Source organism: Methylocystis sp. H4A, from assembly GCF_015709545.1.
GTDB lineage: Bacteria > Pseudomonadota > Alphaproteobacteria > Rhizobiales > Beijerinckiaceae > Methylocystis > Methylocystis silviterrae.
Genome location: NZ_JADNQY010000028.1, coordinates 158,592 through 176,012, shown reverse-complemented (window position 1 = coordinate 176,012; position 17,421 = coordinate 158,592). Strand labels below are relative to the sequence as shown.

At 62.0% G+C, this 17,421-nt stretch carries 17 protein-coding genes; 9 read left to right on the top strand and 8 right to left on the bottom strand.

Features of this window, described 5'->3' with window-relative positions; all coding sequences use genetic code 11:
- Window positions 1-17: 17 nt before the first annotated feature.
- Both IYW40_RS17530 and IYW40_RS17525 read right to left on the bottom strand, forming a co-directional pair.
- Window positions 18-254, bottom strand: a complete 237-nt coding sequence (locus IYW40_RS17530; RefSeq protein ID WP_175093586.1) for a hypothetical protein — start codon at window positions 252-254, stop codon at window positions 18-20.
- A 267-nt stretch (window positions 255-521) separates the two neighbouring features.
- Complete coding sequence (locus IYW40_RS17525) at window positions 522-878, bottom strand: hypothetical protein (RefSeq protein ID WP_196401571.1); 357 nt, start codon at window positions 876-878, stop codon at window positions 522-524.
- Between the two features lie 263 nt (window positions 879-1,141).
- Between IYW40_RS17525 and IYW40_RS17520 the strand changes: the two genes are divergently transcribed.
- Window positions 1,142-2,440, top strand: coding sequence for a PLP-dependent transferase (locus tag IYW40_RS17520; RefSeq protein ID WP_196402205.1), 1,299 nt, complete (start codon window positions 1,142-1,144; stop codon window positions 2,438-2,440).
- A gap of 714 nt (window positions 2,441-3,154) precedes the next feature.
- Here the strand turns inward: IYW40_RS17520 and IYW40_RS17515 are convergent.
- The 4 genes from IYW40_RS17515 to IYW40_RS17500 form a co-directional block, all read right to left on the bottom strand.
- Complete coding sequence (locus tag IYW40_RS17515) at window positions 3,155-3,745, bottom strand: outer membrane beta-barrel protein (RefSeq protein ID WP_196401570.1); 591 nt, start codon at window positions 3,743-3,745, stop codon at window positions 3,155-3,157.
- 498 nt (window positions 3,746-4,243) lie between these two features.
- Window positions 4,244-5,305: a polyhydroxybutyrate depolymerase gene (locus IYW40_RS17510; RefSeq protein WP_196401569.1), complete on the bottom strand. Its 1,062-nt coding sequence runs from the start codon at window positions 5,303-5,305 to the stop codon at window positions 4,244-4,246.
- A 75-nt stretch (window positions 5,306-5,380) separates the two neighbouring features.
- The gene (gene cobU / locus IYW40_RS17505; RefSeq protein ID WP_196401568.1) at window positions 5,381-5,911 is read right to left on the bottom strand and encodes a bifunctional adenosylcobinamide kinase/adenosylcobinamide-phosphate guanylyltransferase; all 531 of its coding nucleotides are present in this window, start codon (window positions 5,909-5,911) and stop codon (window positions 5,381-5,383) included.
- Window positions 5,908-7,017: a cobalt-precorrin-5B (C(1))-methyltransferase gene (locus IYW40_RS17500; RefSeq protein WP_196401567.1), complete on the bottom strand. Its 1,110-nt coding sequence runs from the start codon at window positions 7,015-7,017 to the stop codon at window positions 5,908-5,910. Before IYW40_RS17500 ends, cobU begins: the two co-directional genes overlap by 4 nt.
- Before the next feature lie 92 nt (window positions 7,018-7,109).
- Between IYW40_RS17500 and IYW40_RS17495 the strand changes: the two genes are divergently transcribed.
- The 4 genes from IYW40_RS17495 (at window position 7,110) to IYW40_RS17480 (ending at window position 11,000) form a co-directional block, all read left to right on the top strand.
- Entirely contained in the window at window positions 7,110-7,667 is a 558-nt protein-coding gene (locus tag IYW40_RS17495) for a YbhB/YbcL family Raf kinase inhibitor-like protein (protein ID WP_196401566.1), read from the top strand.
- On the top strand, window positions 7,664-8,626 hold the full coding sequence (cbiB, locus tag IYW40_RS17490) for an adenosylcobinamide-phosphate synthase CbiB (protein ID WP_196401565.1): 963 nt from the start codon (window positions 7,664-7,666) through the stop codon (window positions 8,624-8,626). Before IYW40_RS17495 ends, cbiB begins: the two co-directional genes overlap by 4 nt.
- 154 nt (window positions 8,627-8,780) lie before the next feature.
- Window positions 8,781-10,082, top strand: coding sequence for a polyhydroxyalkanoate depolymerase (gene phaZ, locus IYW40_RS17485; RefSeq protein WP_196401564.1), 1,302 nt, complete (start codon window positions 8,781-8,783; stop codon window positions 10,080-10,082).
- Window positions 10,083-10,160: 78 nt separating this feature from the next.
- The gene (locus tag IYW40_RS17480) at window positions 10,161-11,000 is read left to right on the top strand and encodes a class I SAM-dependent methyltransferase (protein ID WP_175093596.1); all 840 of its coding nucleotides are present in this window, start codon (window positions 10,161-10,163) and stop codon (window positions 10,998-11,000) included.
- Between the two features lie 6 nt (window positions 11,001-11,006).
- Here the strand turns inward: IYW40_RS17480 and IYW40_RS17475 are convergent, their stop codons facing one another.
- Window positions 11,007-12,056 carry a WcbI family polysaccharide biosynthesis putative acetyltransferase gene (locus IYW40_RS17475; RefSeq protein WP_196401563.1) on the bottom strand — a complete coding sequence of 350 codons (1,050 nt, stop codon included), beginning with the start codon at window positions 12,054-12,056 and terminating at the stop codon, window positions 11,007-11,009.
- A 162-nt stretch (window positions 12,057-12,218) separates the two neighbouring features.
- Here IYW40_RS17475 and IYW40_RS17470 point away from each other — a divergent pair, with 162 nt between their 5' ends.
- The 4 genes from IYW40_RS17470 to IYW40_RS17455 all read left to right on the top strand — a co-directional run bounded on the left by IYW40_RS17470 (window position 12,219) and on the right by IYW40_RS17455 (window position 15,956).
- A complete protein-coding gene (locus IYW40_RS17470) occupies window positions 12,219-13,283 on the top strand; it encodes a GSCFA domain-containing protein (protein ID WP_026222816.1) in 1,065 nt (354 codons plus the stop codon).
- A gap of 81 nt (window positions 13,284-13,364) precedes the next feature.
- Complete coding sequence (locus IYW40_RS17465) at window positions 13,365-13,793, top strand: DUF1772 domain-containing protein (protein WP_175093599.1); 429 nt, start codon at window positions 13,365-13,367, stop codon at window positions 13,791-13,793.
- A gap of 94 nt (window positions 13,794-13,887) precedes the next feature.
- Window positions 13,888-15,312: a dihydrolipoyl dehydrogenase gene (gene lpdA, locus IYW40_RS17460; RefSeq protein ID WP_196401562.1), complete on the top strand. Its 1,425-nt coding sequence runs from the start codon at window positions 13,888-13,890 to the stop codon at window positions 15,310-15,312.
- A 77-nt stretch (window positions 15,313-15,389) separates the two neighbouring features.
- Complete coding sequence (locus IYW40_RS17455; RefSeq protein WP_196401561.1) at window positions 15,390-15,956, top strand: hypothetical protein; 567 nt, start codon at window positions 15,390-15,392, stop codon at window positions 15,954-15,956.
- 675 nt (window positions 15,957-16,631) lie between these two features.
- Here the strand turns inward: IYW40_RS17455 and IYW40_RS17450 are convergent.
- Complete coding sequence (locus tag IYW40_RS17450; RefSeq protein ID WP_175093602.1) at window positions 16,632-17,243, bottom strand: L,D-transpeptidase; 612 nt, start codon at window positions 17,241-17,243, stop codon at window positions 16,632-16,634.
- Between the last annotated feature and the right edge of the window lie 178 nt (window positions 17,244-17,421).

Below are 17,421 nucleotides of genomic sequence, written 5' to 3'. Positions count from 1 at the left end.
TCACTTAGCGAAGAAAGTCACTTGGTGGGGTGCACCCACTCCGAATCGGGGGGAATGACGGGCTTGCTCTCGGCGGCCGGGGCGCTCGTTTCGGCGGGCGCGCTGGGCGCCGCCGTTTCGGCTGGCGCTGCGCTCACCGCAGCGGGCGCTGCGCTCGCCGCAGCGGGCGCTTCGCTTTGATCTTCGGCGCGGACCGGCGCGCCGAACATTGCGCCCGCAGCGATTGCGGCCGTCAACAGCAGTAGTTTTTTCATATGGCGAATCCCCCTTTGGATTGGGCCCGAGTCGCGGGGTTGCGCTCATTTATGGCCGGGGCGGATTATAGTCGGCGAGTTCCTCGACTCAAGGAATAACGCCAAGCTTGGATTCGCATGTTTGATTCGCATTCATGTGGAAAGGCGATCGGCGACTCTCACGACGCTGAGTTCAGTCGCCCATGCATCGCGAAGCCGCCGATCGATTCACACACGGCGATTCCCGACCGGTGTTTTTCTTGCCGCTGATCGCAGCTCGAACTGACGCTATGAGGTTGGCCCCTTCTTCCGCCTGATCTCTTCGGGCGGGGCCCATTCCTGCCCGCTCTGTGTTCCTTTCTTGCCCTCCACCGCCGGCGCGCCGGCGGAGGTGCCACTTGGGCCGGAAACGCCGCTTGGGTTGACGTCCTCCGCTTTGGGATTGTCCTTCTGCACCGATCCCGAAGGCTCAACAGGCGTGCCGGCGGCCGGCCCCGACGTCACGCCCTGCTCCTGTTGCTGCGGCTGTGACTGCTGTTCCGACTGTTGTTGCGGCGATTGCCCCTGCTGCTCCTCCTCGGCCAACGCCGCAGGCGCCAGAAAGGCGAGGGCAAGGCTTCCGATGACGGCGATTCTTGTCTTCATGTCGAACTCCCTGGCGGGGCGCCAACGCGCAACATTCGCCCCGCGGGTAAATGGAGGAGGGAACAAAACTAGCAATGGCGTGAAGCGCGCCATGTAGCGCTCGCACACGCTTTGCCGTATTCAGCTTGCGCTTACGCCGCAGCGCTTCCCGATCACATGGAATCATGTGATCGATAAGGAATCGCTCAAAATCAAAATGTTGGAGCAGGTTCGCTTCGAAACAGTCTGTCAACTTTTTCGGAACCTGCTTTAGGAGGAAAATGATGGCCGTCGACAGCACGCACGCCGAAACGATCGCGCTCCACGCCGGCTGGCGCGCGGATGAGACCAACGGCGCCGTCGCCGTTCCGATCTATCAGACGACCTCCTATCAGTTTCACGACACCGAGCACGCCGCCAATCTTTTCGCGCTGAAAGAGCTCGGCCACATCTATACGCGCATCGGCAACCCGACGACCGGCGTCTTGGAGGCGCGGCTCGCGGCGCTGGAAGGCGGCGTGGCGGCCCTGGCGCTGGCTTCGGGACAGGCGGCGTCGGCGCTCTCGATTCAGAATCTCGCGCGCGTCGGCGACAATGTCGTCTCGTCCACCGATCTTTACGGCGGCACCTGGAACCTCTTCGCCAATACGCTGAAGGACCAGGGCCTCGAAGTGCGCTTCGTCGATCCGGCCGATCCCGAGAATTTCCGCCGCGCCACCGACGATCGCACGCGCGCCTATTACGCCGAGACTCTGCCTAATCCGAAACTCACGGTGTTTCCGATCGCCGAAGTGGCGGCGATCGGTCGGGAGCTCGGCGTTCCGCTGATCATGGACAACACCGCCGCGCCAATCCTCTGCCGGCCGATCGATCATGGCGCGGCGATCGTCGTTTACTCGACCACAAAATATCTTGGCGGCCACGGCACGTCGATCGGCGGCGCCATCATCGACTCCGGCAATTTCGACTGGGAGAAATTTCCGCAACGTCAGCCGGCGCTGAATACGCCTGATCCGAGCTATCACGGCGCCATCTGGGTTGAGGCGGTCAAGCCGATCGGGCCGGTCGCCTATATCATCAAGGCGCGCGCGACGCTGTTGCGCGATCTCGGTCCGGCGCCCTCGCCGTTCAACGCTTTTCTCACGCTGCAGGGCGTCGAGACGGTGACGCTGCGCATGGAGCGTCATGTGCAGAACGCGCAGAAGGTCGTCGACTTCTTGAGTAAGCGCAGCGAAGTGACGCGGGTCATTCATCCGTCGCAGCAGACGGGCGAGATGCGCCGCCGCGCCGACGCTTATCTGAAGGGCGGCTATGGCGCGCTGCTCGGCTTCGAGCTGAAGGGCGGTCTCGACGCCGGCCGCAGATTTATCGACGCGCTGGAGATGTTCTATCACGTCGCAAATATCGGCGACGCGCGCAGCCTCGCCATCCATCCGGCGACGACGACGCATTCGCAGCTCGCCGAGGACGCGCAGCTCGCGAGCGGCGTCACGCCCGGCTATGTGCGGCTCTCGATCGGAATTGAACATATCGACGACATCATCGCCGATCTCGAAACGGGGCTGAACGCGGCGGGAGCGTAAGGCGCTCCCTTCTCCCGTGAAGCGGGAGAGTGGCCCCGCGACGCGGGGTCGGATGAGGGCGATTGCGACGACATTTCTTGGTTTACAGGCGACGACACCTCAGAAGTTCAAGAAGCCATGTGAGCGAATCGTCCATCGTTTGGCGTTGATCACGAGGCGCGGTCGCCCGAGCATGATCGTTTCGGACAACGGCACGGGTTCACCTCGAACGCGACGGCAATCCGCGCTTTAGTGAAGCTTATCGACGCTTTCGCCTCGCATTCGGCGCTTGTGTCCGTCCTGACGATCGGACCTGCCATTCGTCAAAAAAAAGGCAGGGGAGGCGGAGGAGGAGGTGGTGGCGGTGGAGGCAATCGACGCCATCGTCTGCGGCGTGGTCCCCACGAGTCTGGGGGCGGAGGCGGCGGTCCCCAGCCGGGCCCCGGAGGCGGCGGTCCCCAGCCAGGCTCCGGAGGCGGCGGTCCCCAGCCAGGCTCCGCTTGTGCGAAAGTCGCCGACGCAACTGAGACGACGCCGGCGAGCGCGGCCAATTCGCTACAACAAATAGCAAATGCCAGCGCTCCGGCCGTCGCGGTCAGCCGTTTGCGCCGTCGAGACGACACATCTTTGTTACGCATGATGTCTTCACGCTTGATAGGAAAGAACGCGCTATGGTGATGAACATCGCCTAGCGGCTCAGCGTATCCGTGGAATATCTGCGACCCTTGGGAACGCTTAGAAGGCCTTTGGCGGGCTTAGAAATGCATATGGATCGAAGCGATAGTTGAGTCCCGCTCGCACGACGTGGAAACCCTGGTCGCCATGTCGACGTGGCCCAAAATCTTCGTTCTGGGAAAGGCGGACATAGAGGTATTCAACCTTCGCGGACCATTTCGGAGCGAAAGCCCATTCAACGCCGCCGCCGGCGGTCCAGCCTGCCCCCGCGCCGCCGCTTCCGCCATAGGCGAATCCTCCGGTCCCATAAACGAGCAAGGTCGGATTAACGACAGTTGTGCCCAAGCGTCCCCGAACCGTTCCAAACCAATGCACGCCACTCATGCTTGATCCTTGGATATCGGTTTCAAGGCCGGCAACAAACAGCCGCGAAAATTGGTAATTGTAACCCAGCTGACCGCCGCCGATTACGCCGCCGGCTCCCCTATTCGGCACTCCTCCTCCGAGGTTTGCGCCAACATAGAAGCCGGTCCAAAGCGGAGGTGGCGCAATCAAGTACGGCGGCGAAGATTTAGGGGAAGGCAAGTCCGCCGCCTGTGCGCCCATTGAAATCGCGCTAAATGCAATGAGCGCGCCAAGCGATCTTTTCATATCCTTACCCCTTTTTTATCCACGGCGTCCGGGATCGAGCGAACGCAGTGACGTCCGACAGTTCCGAGCTGCGCCTAGCATATGGGGCTACTTCCTCGGCCGGACTGGGGCCAACTGATTTCAATTTGTTTCGGGCAGTCGCTCGTGCGAACTCGAGAATATAGGCGCTCTCGGCCCCTCGCGACGTCTGCCTTTTGGCGCGACGAGCTTGCCCGTCCCCCATCAACGTCACGCGACCCGAACGATGGCCACATGCCAACTCTTCGCGTCCTTAGCCAAGCGGAGCAAGGCGCGGCAGACTGAGTGGGAAACGGCGGTGGGTCTTCGTCCTATCGCGCGAGTCGAGGGTGGAGGCGCGCAAATGACGCGCCCTAATTCGCAATTTGGCTATTATTCCGATAGCGAACGACGCCAAAAGCCACACCCAAATTGTCACAACAATCGCCATCTCCCGCCATGCGCAATGATAATGCACAAGCACAACATGAGGCGCTAGACTCAAGGCTTCGTCGCGAGCCGGTCTACGATCGCGCGAATGGCGGCGATCTGTGGACCTTTCTTGGTGTGATGCTCGGCGTTGTCATAGCCCCACCAGTCCCAGCAGGCGTTAGGGTTCCACACGAAATTCAAGGTGTAGAACGGCCAGCCCCAGCCCCAGCGGCTGATGGTTTGCGGATACACAACGATAATGTGGTTCGTATCCGCCCAACGATTGTAACCGGCGTTCTTATAGAAGGCGTCGCCGATTTGGGCGGCCTGCTGTTTGCAGCCATGCAGCGCGACATGCACACGGCACGTCTCCAAGGCGCAGGCATGCGGCACATAGGCGTAGCCGACATCGCTTAAACTGTGATTGTAGGGATTGCCGTCGGGCAGAAATTCTTTCTGATCGAACTCGACATATTTTCCCGAAGGCTGCGCGCTCGGCGAATTGAGCGGACCGTAAATCTGCTCGAGCAACGCTTTCGCCGCGTCGAAGTCGCAATCGACGATGAACGGAGCCTTGGTCGCGGCGCAATCCTTGTCGCCATAGTCCTCGGTCACCATGGCGTGGCCGGCGCCAATATCGGTTCGATAGGCGCTGCGATCCGGCGGCACGTAAAACGCGTAATAGTCGCGCGCCGCATCCATCACCACGGGAAGCACCACACCGTCCTTGCGGCCGGAAAAAAGCCAGACGCGCGCATCGTTCAAATTGGCGACGTCGTCTATGGCGCCGGAGCGCGCGAGCGAGTCGGTGATGTCCGTAAGATGCGCCGGATCCGGGACAGGATGCGCGGCGTCCGGCTTCATGCAATTGCCGGTCGCGCGATTAGAGCTCTGCTCCGCGCAGTCATAAGGCACGCCGGCGATGATCCCGGCGCCCTGCACAATGCCGGAATGCGCCACATGGAATTGCAACGCCATCGCCGCGCCCGATGAAAGCCCGGACACCGAAGTCTCGGACAGATTTGCGCCGTAAGCTGGCAGGCGCTCGGCGCCCGACGCAGCTTCGATCGCAAATAGGGCCGCGATGGCGACAGCGACAAGGATTTTTGATTTGAGCAAACTGTTGCACATGAACTTTCTCCTTCAAATTACGCGCCACAAGATTCATTATGCGCCCAAGACTCAATCTGCGCAGAACGCCAAAAATCAGACGTTCGGCTGACCCTTCACGATCAGCGGATTGCCCGCGACGACGAGCGCGACCCTTCCCGAACTCCGGGAAACAGCCTGATGCAATTCGCCTGCCGCATCACGGAAAGAACGCGCCAGCGCATTGTCCGGCACGATCGACAACCCAACCTCGGACGAGACGGCGACGGTTGGCGCCGAACGGGACGACAGCGCATGGACAAGCGCGGCGCGATCGCGCGAAAGATCGGCGCCGCCAAGCAGCCGATTGCTCAGCCAGAGCGTGAGACAATCGATCAGCAGCGGTCCATCGACTGGCGCCTCACAAATCGCTTCAACGAGCGCTTGCGCCGCTTCGACGGTGCGCCAATCGTCGCCGCGTCTTGCGCGATGCGCATCGACGCGCGCGCGCATTTCCTCATCGAGAATGTCCGCCGTCGCAATATAGGTCCAGGGCGACGGATGCGTGACGATGAGACTTTCCGCATAAGCGCTTTTGCCGGAGCGCGCGCCGCCGAGCACAAGGGTGAGATACGGATTTTCGTTCATGTCTGGGCTCTTTGGAGCGGCGTGCGGGCAAGCAGAGCGCCCTCCCGATCGAATATGATGATCTCCAATTCGCTCTCCGCCGTATTCAGCGCGCGCGCGGCGGTTCTCCATGCGGCGCGCGCGACCGGCGCTGCGAGATCGACCCCGGCGCTTCGCGCGATCTGCAAGGCTTCGAGCGCGCTGTTGGCGCTCTCGATGAGCGCGGCAATCTCTTCGCCCGCGCCCGCCTCTCGCACGGTTTGGGCAAGCCGCGCAAAATCAACGCTCGAGCGTCCCGAATGAAGATCGAGCCGTCCTTGCGCGAGCTTGGTCATTTTGGCGAAGCCGCCGCCGATCGTCACGCGCGCGACCGGATGCGTGCGAAGATATTTCAACAGCCCGCCGACGAAATCGCCCATTTCGATGAGCGCCGTCTCCGGCAAATCATAAAGCCGCTTCACCGCCGCCTCGGAGGTCGAGCCTGTCGTGCCGGCGACGTGGGTCAGTCCGCTCGCGCGCGCGACATCGACGCCGCGATGGATGCTGTCGATCCAGGCGGCGCAGGAAAACGGCGTGACGATTCCGGTCGTGCCGAGAATGGAAAGGCCGCCGACGATCCCGAGCCGCCCATTCAGCGTATGCTTGGCCAATTCCTCGCCGCCGGGGACCGAAATTTCGATGTCGGCGTCCGCGCCGACGCCGATCTTCGCGCTCGCCTCGATGATCGTCTCAAGCATCATCTTACGGGGCGTGGGATTGATCGCCGGCTCGCCGGGCGGCAGCGGAAGCCCCGGACGCGTCACTATGCCGACGCCCTCGCCCGCGAAAAATCGCACACCGGCGCCGGCAGCGCCGCGGCGCACTTGCGCGCATATCAGGGCGCCGTGGGTGACGTCCGGATCGTCGCCGGCGTCCTTGACCACGCCGGCGCGGGCGAAATCCGCTTCCCGTTCGAAGGTCGCGAGCGCGAAGGCGACGCGCTTTCCCGACGGCAACGCGATCTCGACCGGGTCGGGAGGCGGCGCGTGTGTCATCAGCGCCTCGAAGGCGGCGCGCGTCGCGGCGGTCGCGCAGGCGCCCGTCGTCCAGCCGCGGCGCAAAGGACGCCCACTTCCCGCATCGCTCATGCGCCCTCTTTACCGCGAAGCGCGGGCGCGCGACACCGGCGCGCCGATCCGCTAAAGATGCGGCGATTTCCAGATTTGAGGAGCACGCTTACATGTTGCGCAGCGTTTCATCCTTTCTCGGCCTTATCGCGCTGGCCGCCGCCGATTCGAGCGGCGCCCACGCTTTCGAGCTCACAAGCCCCGACATCGCCGAAGGCAAGACGATCAATATGAAGCATGTCTATGATTCCATGAGCTGCACCGGTGAGAACGTCTCGCCCGAGCTCAATTGGAGCGACCCGCCTCCTGGCACCAAGAGCTTCGCCGTCGCCGTGCACGATCCCGATGCGCCGACGGGCGGCGCCGGCTTCTGGCACTGGCTCGTCGTCGACATTCCGGCCGACGCTCGCGGCTTGAAGCGCGGCGCCGGCAACGCGTCTGCGAAAAATCTGCCGCCCGGCGCGCATCATTTGGAGACGGACTTCGGCGACAAGGCCTATGGCGGCCCCTGCCCGCCGCCGGGCAAGCCGCACCGTTACGTTTTCACCGTCTATGCGCTCAAGACTGAAAAGCTCGGCGACGCCGCTCACGGCCGCACGGCGGTCGCGGGCTTCACCATTAATCAGAATGCGCTGGCCAAGGCCTCGATCACCGCGCTTTTTGGACGGTGAATTTCGGCGTTGCGCTTCTGGCGCTCGCGATCGAGGCGGGCGCCGGCTATCCGGATGCGCTTTTTCGCAGGATCGGCCATCCGGTGACATGGATGGGCGCGCTGATCGCCGCGCTCGACCGAGGGCTGAACCGTGAGAGCGACTCCTTCGCGCTTCGACGGTCGAAAGGCGCCGTCGCTCTCGCCGCGCTTCTAGTCATCGCTGTTGGGAGCGGCGCGCTGATCGAACGCGCTGCGCTCGCGCTTCCGCTCGGCTGGATTGCGCTCGCTGTGGTTGCGTCCAGCCTTCTGGCGCAGCGCAGCCTTGATGCGCATGTCGTCGCGGTCGCGGAGGCTCTGGCGATTTCGGTAGAGGACGGCCGGGCCGCGGTGGCGAAAATCGTCGGCCGCGACGTATCGGCGCTCGACGCGTCCGGCGTCGCCCGCGCCGCCATCGAGAGCCTCGCCGAAAATTTCTCCGACGGCGTCGTCGCGCCAGCGCTCTGGCTCGCGGTCTTCGGCCTGCCGGGCGCGCTGGCTTATAAGATCGTCAACACCGCCGACAGCATGATCGGCCACAAGTCGCCGCGCTATCTCGCCTTCGGCTGGGCCGCGGCCCGCTGCGACGATGTGATGAACTTTCTCCCCGCGCGCGCGGCTGCGGGCCTGCTGGCGATCGGCGCCTTGGCGGTGAACGGCGCCGCCCCGGCCAAAGCGCTGACGGCGGCCTGGCGCGATGCGCCGAATCACGCCTCCCCAAACGCCGGCTGGCCCGAAGCCGCGGCTGCGGGCGCTCTTGGCCTCAAGCTCGGCGGGCCACGCTCCTACGGCGGGGCGGAGGCGGTGGATGGCGCGAGTCTTGGCGACGGCAGGAGCGAGGCCAATGCGGCGGATATTCGCCGCGCTTTGGCGCTCTATCGGATTTCAACCGCCACGCTCTGGTTTTCGCTTGCAGTCGGGGCCTTGACTGCGAGAATATGACGGAACTGCGAATTTTCAGGTCCGTGGCGCCACAGCTCTGCTCGCCAGATTTCTAACTTGGCCCATCTTGAATGTGTTATAAATTTGATTGTGCAGTGCAACATGAAATCGCAGCGCGGCGGCTGCGACGGGGGTGGCGGGGAGAAGCGTAAAGATGGACCGTATGTCTTACCAGCTCTACGAGATGTTGCACTTGGCTTTCGCGCCGGCGCGGGCGGCGACGGATGCGATGTTGCACGCGATGAAGAATCCGCTCAATCCGCTGCATCACACGTCGTTCGGCCGCAACGTCGCCGCTTCCGCGGAGCTGTTCGAGCGCATGACTCGCCGCTACGGGAAACCGCTGTTCGGCTTGGATACGACGGTTGTCGACGGCGCCGAGGTCGAGATCGTCGAGGAAGTTGTCTGGAGCCGCCCCTTTTGCGGCCTGCTGCATTTCAAGCGGCAGTTTGCTGGTCCGGCGCCCCGACAGTCGAAACTGCTGATTGTCGCGCCGATGTCCGGCCACTACGCGACGCTGCTGCGCGGCACGGTCGAGGCGTTCCTGCCGACCCACGACGTCTACATCACGGATTGGAGCGACGCGCGCACGGTGCCGCTCGTCGACGGCTCCTTCGATCTCGATGATTACGTCGATTATGTCATTGAAATCATGCGCTTCCTTGCATTGGACGCGACCCAAACGCCCTTGCATACGCTTGGCATCTGTCAGGCCTCGGTGCCGCTCATCTGCGCGATCGCCGCGATGGAGGCGGACAACGATCCTGACGTCCCGGAATCCATGGTGCTGATCGGCGGCCCCATCGACCCCCGGGTGAATCCGACGGCCGTCAACAAGCTGGCGCAGCAGCGCGGCATGGATTGGTTCCGCAGCCATTGCATCCACACCGTGCCGTTTCCGCACGCGGGCATGGGACGCCAAGTTTATCCGGGCTTTCTGCAGCTCTCCGGCTTCATGTCGATGAATTTCGAGCGCCATATCTCGGCGCATCTCGAAATGTTCAACCATCTCGTCGAGGGGGACGGCGACTCCGCCGAAAGACACCGCGATTTTTACGACGAATATCTCGCGGTGATGGACCTGACCGCAGAATTCTATCTTCAAACCGTCGATCGCGTGTTCGTCCGCCACCAGGTGCCGCTCGGCCTGTTGCGCCACCGAGGCACTCTCATCGACCTCAAAGCGATCCGCCGCACGGCGCTCTTTGCCGTCGAGGGTGAAAAAGACGACATTTCCGGCGTCGGCCAGACCGAAGCCGCGCTGGATCTCTGCGCCAACATTCCTGCCGCCCGGAAGCGTCATTATGTGCAGAAAGGCGTCGGCCATTACGGCGTCTTCAACGGCTCGCGCTTTCGCGACGAGATCGCGCCGCGCATTCGCGCCTTCGCGACGGACATGGAGAGTCTCGACGGCGTCGGGACGGCGCGTCCTCACCTTGCATGGAGCGCGGAATAAAGGCAAACTCCGCGCCCTCGCCGCGCGATCAGAGTGGACGCTTTCGCGCGCCTGACGCAATTATCCAAGGAACATTCGATGGACGTGCAGGACGCAGCCTCGCGCGAAGCGCTGCAAAAAGAAATTGACGCCATTCATTGGTATCATGAGTTCGATTTCGGAGACGGGCTGCGCGCCCTCAGCGTGTCGCAAGCCGATGATCACCGTCGCATCTGGCGCTTCATCGAGAACGAGCTCGACAAGATCGATTTCGCCGGCAAGAGCGTGCTCGAAATCGGCTGCTGGGACGGATTCTGGAGCTTTTACGCCGAGCGACGGGGCGCCAAGCGCGTTGTCGCCACCGACGACGTGAGCCAAAACTGGGCGAGCGGCGCCGGACTGCGCCTCGCCAAGAAGCTTTTAAAGTCCAACGTCGAGATCAATCAGAACGTTTCGATCTACGAAGCCTCGAAGCTCAATGAGACCTTCGACATCGTCCTCTGTCTTGGCGTCTACTACCATCTCGTCGACCCCTTCGCGGGATTTGCCGAAGTGCGGCATCTCATGCACGAAGGATCAATCGCGGTTTTCGAAGGCGACGCGACGCTCGAATTGCGACCCGACACCTATTATTGGGACATGTCGGATTCGGCCAAATCCTGCTTCGTGCCGACGCAGTGGGGCCTCAACCATATGTTGAAGACGGCCTATATGGATGTGGCCGCGCAGAGCTGGATGCGCCCGCCGCCGGCGTTCAAGCTCAACGTCGACCCGGCGCATCTTATCGGCTTCACCGGCGCGCTGGACCCTTCGGGTTTCGCGCCTCTGAAACATCGCGAGCGCATTCTCACCGTGGTGACGCCCTTCAGCGGCGAAAATCCGCTGCATCCCTATAAGCCGCCGTTCAACCTGTCGAAATTCGACACGCGCTGGAAATAAGCGCGCTCACAGGGTCGGCATGAGGCCCGCGACGAAATTCTGCCGCGCCAATCTCATCAGCAATCCGCTCGTCGACTCGTCGGCGAGCCAGGCGTCGACGCGCGGATTGCTAAGCTGCGATGGATCATGGCCGCTGTAGATCTTGTAGCAGGATGCGATGTACTGCGGCAGCGTCAGGAAGTCGCCCACCGCCGTCGATATATGGTGGTTCTGCAGTTTGAACATATAGCCGCCCTGCGCCCCATATCGCTTGGCGATCGACGGATAGATCGGGAAGATCTCGCTGCGCGCGAGATCATGAATGGCGTAATAGTTGAAATTCACTGTCCGCGGCTTCAGTCCGACCGTCTCGAAAAGCTTCTTGGAGAGATCGAACAGCACAAAGCTCATCGGATGCACGGTGCTGTACATGAAGACGCCCCGACGCGACCAGTTCATTAGCTCGGCCGAAAGATCGAGGCCATATCTGTCGCGCGTACCGTCGAGCAGTTCGCGCGACGCGTCGTTCCACATGTCGAAATAGCCGAGCGCGTCAAAGACGTTCTCGTTGAAGAGCGCGTTCGCCATCTCGACCGACAAGCCCTTGCGATAGGCGAAAAGCGCGATCGCCGAATGGTAGGGGCCGATCGGCCCGCAAACGAAACCGTGCAGGCGCGACAGATCGTGAATATAGACGAGATCGGGATGAAAGGCCGCGAAGGTGATCGCAGGAAAGATCATCGTCTTCGGCAGGCGCTTGCATAGTTCCTCCGATCCGCCACCGCGCACATGGCCGTCAAGAAAGTCGTGCGAGAAGACGTAGTCGTAGGTCTCCAGCGTCTTGACGAAGAGGCCCATCGTCGAGCGGGCGCGGGCGATCATCGAAAAATGATCGACCGTCGCGCTCGGATCGAGCATTTTCATCGCATAGGCGACGCCGAAACTCTGGCAGTTGCCGATGATGGCGATCCGCGGCCCGGTGTTGCGCATGACGCGGCCGGTGAATTTCGCGATCCTCGGCTCGATGGCGTATTGCCGCCAGGATTTTAGAATCTGTCTGTCAACCTGCGTTAACATGCGGTCTTTCATGGATTGGCGACGGCGCGGGCGTTCTCAGCGGCGCCGCCGGGTGACAAGCGGGCGGGCGCCGTCTATGTTGCGACGCCAGAAGGCGGCTCGCGAACGACGCGGGAAAAGCTCGATCCGCAACCATCGGCCGGATCAGAAAGGAGTGCGACCATGGCGGAGAACCCCTATAGCTCCCTACCCGACCATCGCTTTTGGCGCAAGGCGGTGACGTCGCTGCCGCCCTTCGCGCTCGATCCAATCATTCGCACGCCTTTCAAGATTTCGCCGCAGGACAAGGTCGCCACAGGCGGCAGCTGCTTCGCGCAGGAGATCGCCATGGGCCTGCAGGCGAGCGGATTCCATTATTATCTCGCCGAGCAGCCGCCGGCCGGCATGTCCGCGGATGAGGCGCTGCGCCGCAACTACTCAATGTATTCCTGCCGCTACGGCAATCTCTACACGACCGCGCAGCTGCTGCAATTGATCGAACGCGCCTATGGACGCTTCACGCCGCAGCTCGATCACTGGAATCGTCCGGAAGACGGCCGCGTCGTCGATCCGTTCCGGCCGCGCATCGAGCCCGACGGATACGCCACTGTCGACGAGATGCGCGCCGATCGCGAGCGGCATCTCGCCGCAGTCCGCCACATGCTCGAGACGATGGACGTCTTCGTTTTCACATTCGGCCACACCGAGACCTGGCGCCACAAGCCGGATGGCGCAATCCTGCAGCTTGCGCCGGGCGTCGCCGGCGGCGCCTGGGATCCGAGCGTCTACGAGTTCTACAATATGACCGTCAGCGAAGTCGTGCGCGACTTCATGGCCGCCGTCGACCGCATTCGCGAGGTCAATCCCAAGGTTCGCATCGTGCTGAGCGTGTCGCCTGTCGGCATTATCGCGACCTACGAAGACCGGCACGTCATCGAATCGAACTGCGCCGTCAAGGCGATTCTGCGCGCCGCCGCCGACGAGGTGGTCCGGGCAAGGCCGAACATCGCCTATCTCCCGTCCTATGATCTCGCCACGGTTTCCCCGAACGTGCCGATGTTCTATCGGGAGGATACGAGACGCATCAATCCCTATGGCGTCGATCGCGCCATGAGGGTGTTCTTCGACCATTTCACCGATCGCCGAAAAGAGCAGGATGCGGTGAAGGCGGTGAAAATCGACGTCGCCGCTGAAGCCGAGAGCAACTCCCGCGTCGTCTGCGACGAGGAAGCGATCGAGTCAGCTTAAAGAATAACGGCGGCGGGTCGGCGGTCGGGGTCGATTCGCCAGGAACGCCGAGTTATGCGCCGACCGCCAAAGGACGCTTGAATGATTATTGGTTCGCTTGCGCTCGCGACGGCTGGCGCTTTCACCGGCGCCTCGCTCTACGTCAACTATGTCGAACAGCCGGCGCGGCTTGCGCTCACTGACGACGCGCTGATCAAGGAGTGGGAGCCCTCCGATCACCGCGGCTTCATTGTGCTCGCAAGTTTTGCCGCGCTTGCCGCCCTCTTCGGCTTCATCGCCTATCGCGAGCTCGATGACGTCAGATGGCTTTTCGGCGCCCTGCTCGCCATCGCGAGCTGGCCCTATACCTATCTCGCCATCGTGCCGCTCAACAATCGCATCCTGGCGCTGATCGAGGCCGATGCGGCGCATGAGGCGCGCAAGGTCATCGACCTTTGGGGGCGCCTGGAGCTGGGTCAAACCGCGCTCGGGCTCGTCGCAACGCTCATCTACGTCTGGGCCGCCGCCTGATTTCCGAGAGCGGCGTTTAGCCAAAATTCATCTTGGATGCGTTCATCTGAGAAACGGATCTTGGAAGCGGCGCCATTTTTGAGTTGCGGATGACATGACCTACGATCTTATCGTGATCGGATCCGGTCCAGGCGGTTACGTATGCGCGATCCGCGCGGCGCAACTTGGATTGAAGACGGCCGTCGTCGAGAAGGACCCGACATTCGGCGGCACATGCCTCAATGTCGGCTGCATTCCGTCGAAGGCGCTGCTTCACGCGTCGCATATGTTCGAAGAGGCGGCGCATGGATTGGCGCCGCTCGGCGTCATGGTCGATCCGCCGCGTCTCGATCTCGCGGCGATGATGAAGCACAAGGACGACACCGTCGGCGCGAACGTCAACGGCGTCGCCTTCCTGTTCAGGAAGCATAAGATCGAGTCGTTTCGCGGCGTTGGCCGGCTGAAAGGCGCCGGGCGAGTCGCGGTCGTCGGCCCCGACGGCGCCGTTCAAACGCTCGAAACGAAGAACATTGTTCTCGCCACCGGTTCGGCTGTCGCGCCGCTGCGCGACGCCTCCGGCGCGGAGATTGCGGTCGACGAAAAGCTGATCCTTTCGTCGACCGGCGCCTTGGCCCTGGCGAAGACGCCGAAGCGGCTGGTCGTCGTCGGCGCGGGCGTCATCGGACTCGAGCTTGGATCGGTCTGGCGCCGGCTGGGAACGGAAGTGATTGCGATCGAATATCTCGATCGCATTCTGCCGGGCTTTGATCTCGAGATCGCCGCGCGCTTTCAGAAAATCCTCGAAAAACAGGGCTTCGATTTCCGCCTCGCCTCCAAGGTGACAGGCGTGCGGTGCGAGCGAACCGGCAAGGCCGAGCGCGCTGTCGTCTCCTATTCGTCGGTCGATGGCGCGACGTCCGACACGATCGAGGCGGACGCGGTGCTCATCGCGACGGGCCGCATCCCGTTCACGCAAGGCCTCGGACTCGAGGACGCCGGCGTCGCCCTGGAGCGCGGGCGCATCGTCATCGATGAAGGCTTCGCGACCAATGTTCCGGGCGTCTACGCCATCGGCGACGTCGTGCGCGGGCCGATGCTCGCCCATAAGGCTGAGGACGAAGGCATCGCCGTCGCCGAAATCCTCGCCGGACAGGCGGGGCATGTGAATTACGGCGTCATTCCCAGCGTCGTCTACACGATGCCGGAAGTCGCGGCCGTCGGCATGACCGAGGAAGAAGCCAAATCCCGAGGGATCGAGGTTACGATCGGCAAATTTCCCTTCACCGCCAATGGCCGCGCGCGCGCGATGCGCGCGACCGACGGCTTCGTGAAGATCATCGCCGAAACAGCGACCGACCGTGTGCTCGGCGTCCATATTGTTGGCGCCGCGGCCGGCGAATTAATCGCTGAAGCTGCGGTGTTGATGGAATTTTCCGGCTCGGCGGAAGATCTCGCGCGCACCTGCCACGCCCATCCGACGCTCTCGGAGGCGATGCGCGAGGCGGCCTTCGCCGTCGCCAAGCGCGCCATTCACATGTGAGCTATCTATGATCGGCCGTCGTGGTTCACGCCGCGCGCTGGCGCTACGCGCCCGCCGCCATGTGAGAGGAAGAACTTATGGAAGATTGGAAACGGCGCCTGAGGGATGCGTTCTGGTTCACGCTCGCCGTCCTCTTTCTGGTCGAAACCTGGCTGTGGGATCATTTCAGAGATTGGCTGCACGATTTCGCGCGCGCGCTTGGGCTTGAACGTTATGAGCAGCAGTTCAAGGACTTCGTTGCGACGCTGACGCCCGTAAAAACATTGGCGATATTTATCGCGCCAATGTTCGCGATTCTCCCTGCCAAGCTGGTGGGATTTGAATTAATCGCACATGGACATGTGTTCACGGGGCTGTTGGCGATCCTTCTCGCCAAAACGCTGGCGCTCGGCGTCATGTCGTTTCTTTTCGACATCTGCCGGGACAAGCTGATGCAGATGAACCGCTTCCGTCAGATCTATTCGGTTGTCCTTGAAATTCGCGCTTGGGCGGCGAGACTGGTCGCGCCGTTCAAACAGCGCGTTTATCAGACCGCCGACGCGATCTGCAGGCGAATAGAATCGTTTATCGGCGTTGAAGCAGGCTCGCTAACGCGCAGCGTCGCGCGCTTGCGCGAACTCGCGCGTCAGAAACGTTCGGTCTGACTATTCGCAAATCGCATATCCAAAGCAAAAATCATCGTCGCTGGGCGACGGTCGAGAGAGAATCGTCGTGGCGCTTGCAACGCTTGCGGCGAATAGGAACAACATCAATACATACAAAACCAAATTGCGCATGACGGGCCCAGCCTTCCGCCTCTCGCTGCAACGGATATGAAAACTTGAAAGGCGCGGCGCTCCGAGTCTCCACTCTTTCGAGCATTGATTTTGGGCGCGCCGGCCTTTCAGAACAAAAACGCAGATGTCGCGCGCGCGTTCCACGAATTGCGCGACCGAATGAAAATTTTTACTGGCAAATCGCATAGCCGTAGCAAGGGTCCGAGGGTTTCGCTTGCGCGGACGACGCGAAGTAAGCGCCCGCGCCAGCGAATTCCAGCAAGAGAACGCAGACCACCAGGACTAAGCAGCCCATGCTTGTCGTCGGACGCATAACCATTTCCCCTCTTCTGTCGCCCGCACCCTGCGAACATTCACAACGTTAAGGTTCGCTTTACCAAGGCGCAGTGCGACGGCGCACACTGGCGATCGGTCGAAGACCGGTTTGCTCGGGCTGCGGTTACGCCGAGCGACGGGCAAGACGTCTGATGGCAAAAAAGACGACGCCCTCGCGCGCTGGGCGGAGGGCGTCGCAGAAAGCTTAATGAACTGTGGCGAAAAGCCTTAGAGCACGACGACTTTCGTGCCGACCTTTACGCGGTTGTAGAGATCGATCGCGTCGATGTCGCGCATGCGGATACAGCCCGAGGACACCGCCTGTCCGATCTTGTCCGGCTCATTGGTGCCGTGGATACGATAAAGCGTATCCTTGCCGTTCTGATAGAGGTAGAGCGCGCGCGAGCCGAGCGGATTGTCGGGACCGCCAGGCAGACCGCCGGCATCCGCCGTCGGCTGGAGATGCGGCCAACGCTCAAGCATGTCCTTTGGCGGGATCCACCGCGGCCATTCCTGCATGCCGCCCACATAGGCCCGGCCGGTGAAGGCCATCGCGTCCTGACCGGTGGCGACGCCGTAGCGCACGGCCCTTCCGCCCGGCATGACATAGTAAAGGAATTTCGAGCGGTTATCGACGATGATCGAACCGACGGGCTCGTTCGTCTTATAATCGACGAGGTAGCGTTCGTATTGCGAGCTTACCCCAGCCTTGGGAGCAAGCGCCATGAATTCGGCGTCGCGGCCATTAAGCCTCGGATCGGGAAGAGGCGTTCCCCCGTTGCAACCCGCCAAAAAAACAGCGAGAAGCGCAGACGCCGCTGTCACATATCTGAAACTCATTTCAGGCACTCCTTTCCGCCCGCAAAACAGTTGTTACGATTTTCTTATCATGAACTTTGGCGCTGGGATCACGTCTTCCGAATTATTCCCTTACTGTTGCGCCGGCGCCACGCTAACCGGCGCAGCCCCGCGCTTGAGCTTTACCATTTCTTTTTCATGGACAGGAGGCCGCGGAAGG

Excerpts from the sequence above, each read along its gene's own strand:
- IYW40_RS17530 (WP_175093586.1), bottom strand. The coding sequence starts at position 254 with ATGAAAAAACTACTGCTGTTGACGGCCGCAATCGCTGCGGGCGCAATG.
- IYW40_RS17525 (WP_196401571.1), bottom strand. The coding sequence starts at position 878 with ATGAAGACAAGAATCGCCGTCATCGGAAGCCTTGCCCTCGCCTTTCTG.
- IYW40_RS17520 (WP_196402205.1), top strand. The coding sequence starts at position 1,142 with ATGGCCGTCGACAGCACGCACGCCGAAACGATCGCGCTCCACGCCGGC.
- IYW40_RS17515 (WP_196401570.1), bottom strand. The coding sequence starts at position 3,745 with ATGAAAAGATCGCTTGGCGCGCTCATTGCATTTAGCGCGATTTCAATG.
- IYW40_RS17510 (WP_196401569.1), bottom strand. The coding sequence starts at position 5,305 with ATGTGCAACAGTTTGCTCAAATCAAAAATCCTTGTCGCTGTCGCCATC.
- cobU (WP_196401568.1), bottom strand. The coding sequence starts at position 5,911 with ATGAACGAAAATCCGTATCTCACCCTTGTGCTCGGCGGCGCGCGCTCC.
- IYW40_RS17500 (WP_196401567.1), bottom strand. The coding sequence starts at position 7,017 with ATGAGCGATGCGGGAAGTGGGCGTCCTTTGCGCCGCGGCTGGACGACG.
- IYW40_RS17495 (WP_196401566.1), top strand. The coding sequence starts at position 7,110 with ATGTTGCGCAGCGTTTCATCCTTTCTCGGCCTTATCGCGCTGGCCGCC.
- phaZ (WP_196401564.1), top strand. The coding sequence starts at position 8,781 with ATGGACCGTATGTCTTACCAGCTCTACGAGATGTTGCACTTGGCTTTC.
- IYW40_RS17480 (WP_175093596.1), top strand. The coding sequence starts at position 10,161 with ATGGACGTGCAGGACGCAGCCTCGCGCGAAGCGCTGCAAAAAGAAATT.
- IYW40_RS17475 (WP_196401563.1), bottom strand. The coding sequence starts at position 12,056 with ATGTTAACGCAGGTTGACAGACAGATTCTAAAATCCTGGCGGCAATAC.
- IYW40_RS17470 (WP_026222816.1), top strand. The coding sequence starts at position 12,219 with ATGGCGGAGAACCCCTATAGCTCCCTACCCGACCATCGCTTTTGGCGC.
- IYW40_RS17465 (WP_175093599.1), top strand. The coding sequence starts at position 13,365 with ATGATTATTGGTTCGCTTGCGCTCGCGACGGCTGGCGCTTTCACCGGC.
- lpdA (WP_196401562.1), top strand. The coding sequence starts at position 13,888 with ATGACCTACGATCTTATCGTGATCGGATCCGGTCCAGGCGGTTACGTA.
- IYW40_RS17455 (WP_196401561.1), top strand. The coding sequence starts at position 15,390 with ATGGAAGATTGGAAACGGCGCCTGAGGGATGCGTTCTGGTTCACGCTC.
- IYW40_RS17450 (WP_175093602.1), bottom strand. The coding sequence starts at position 17,243 with ATGAGTTTCAGATATGTGACAGCGGCGTCTGCGCTTCTCGCTGTTTTT.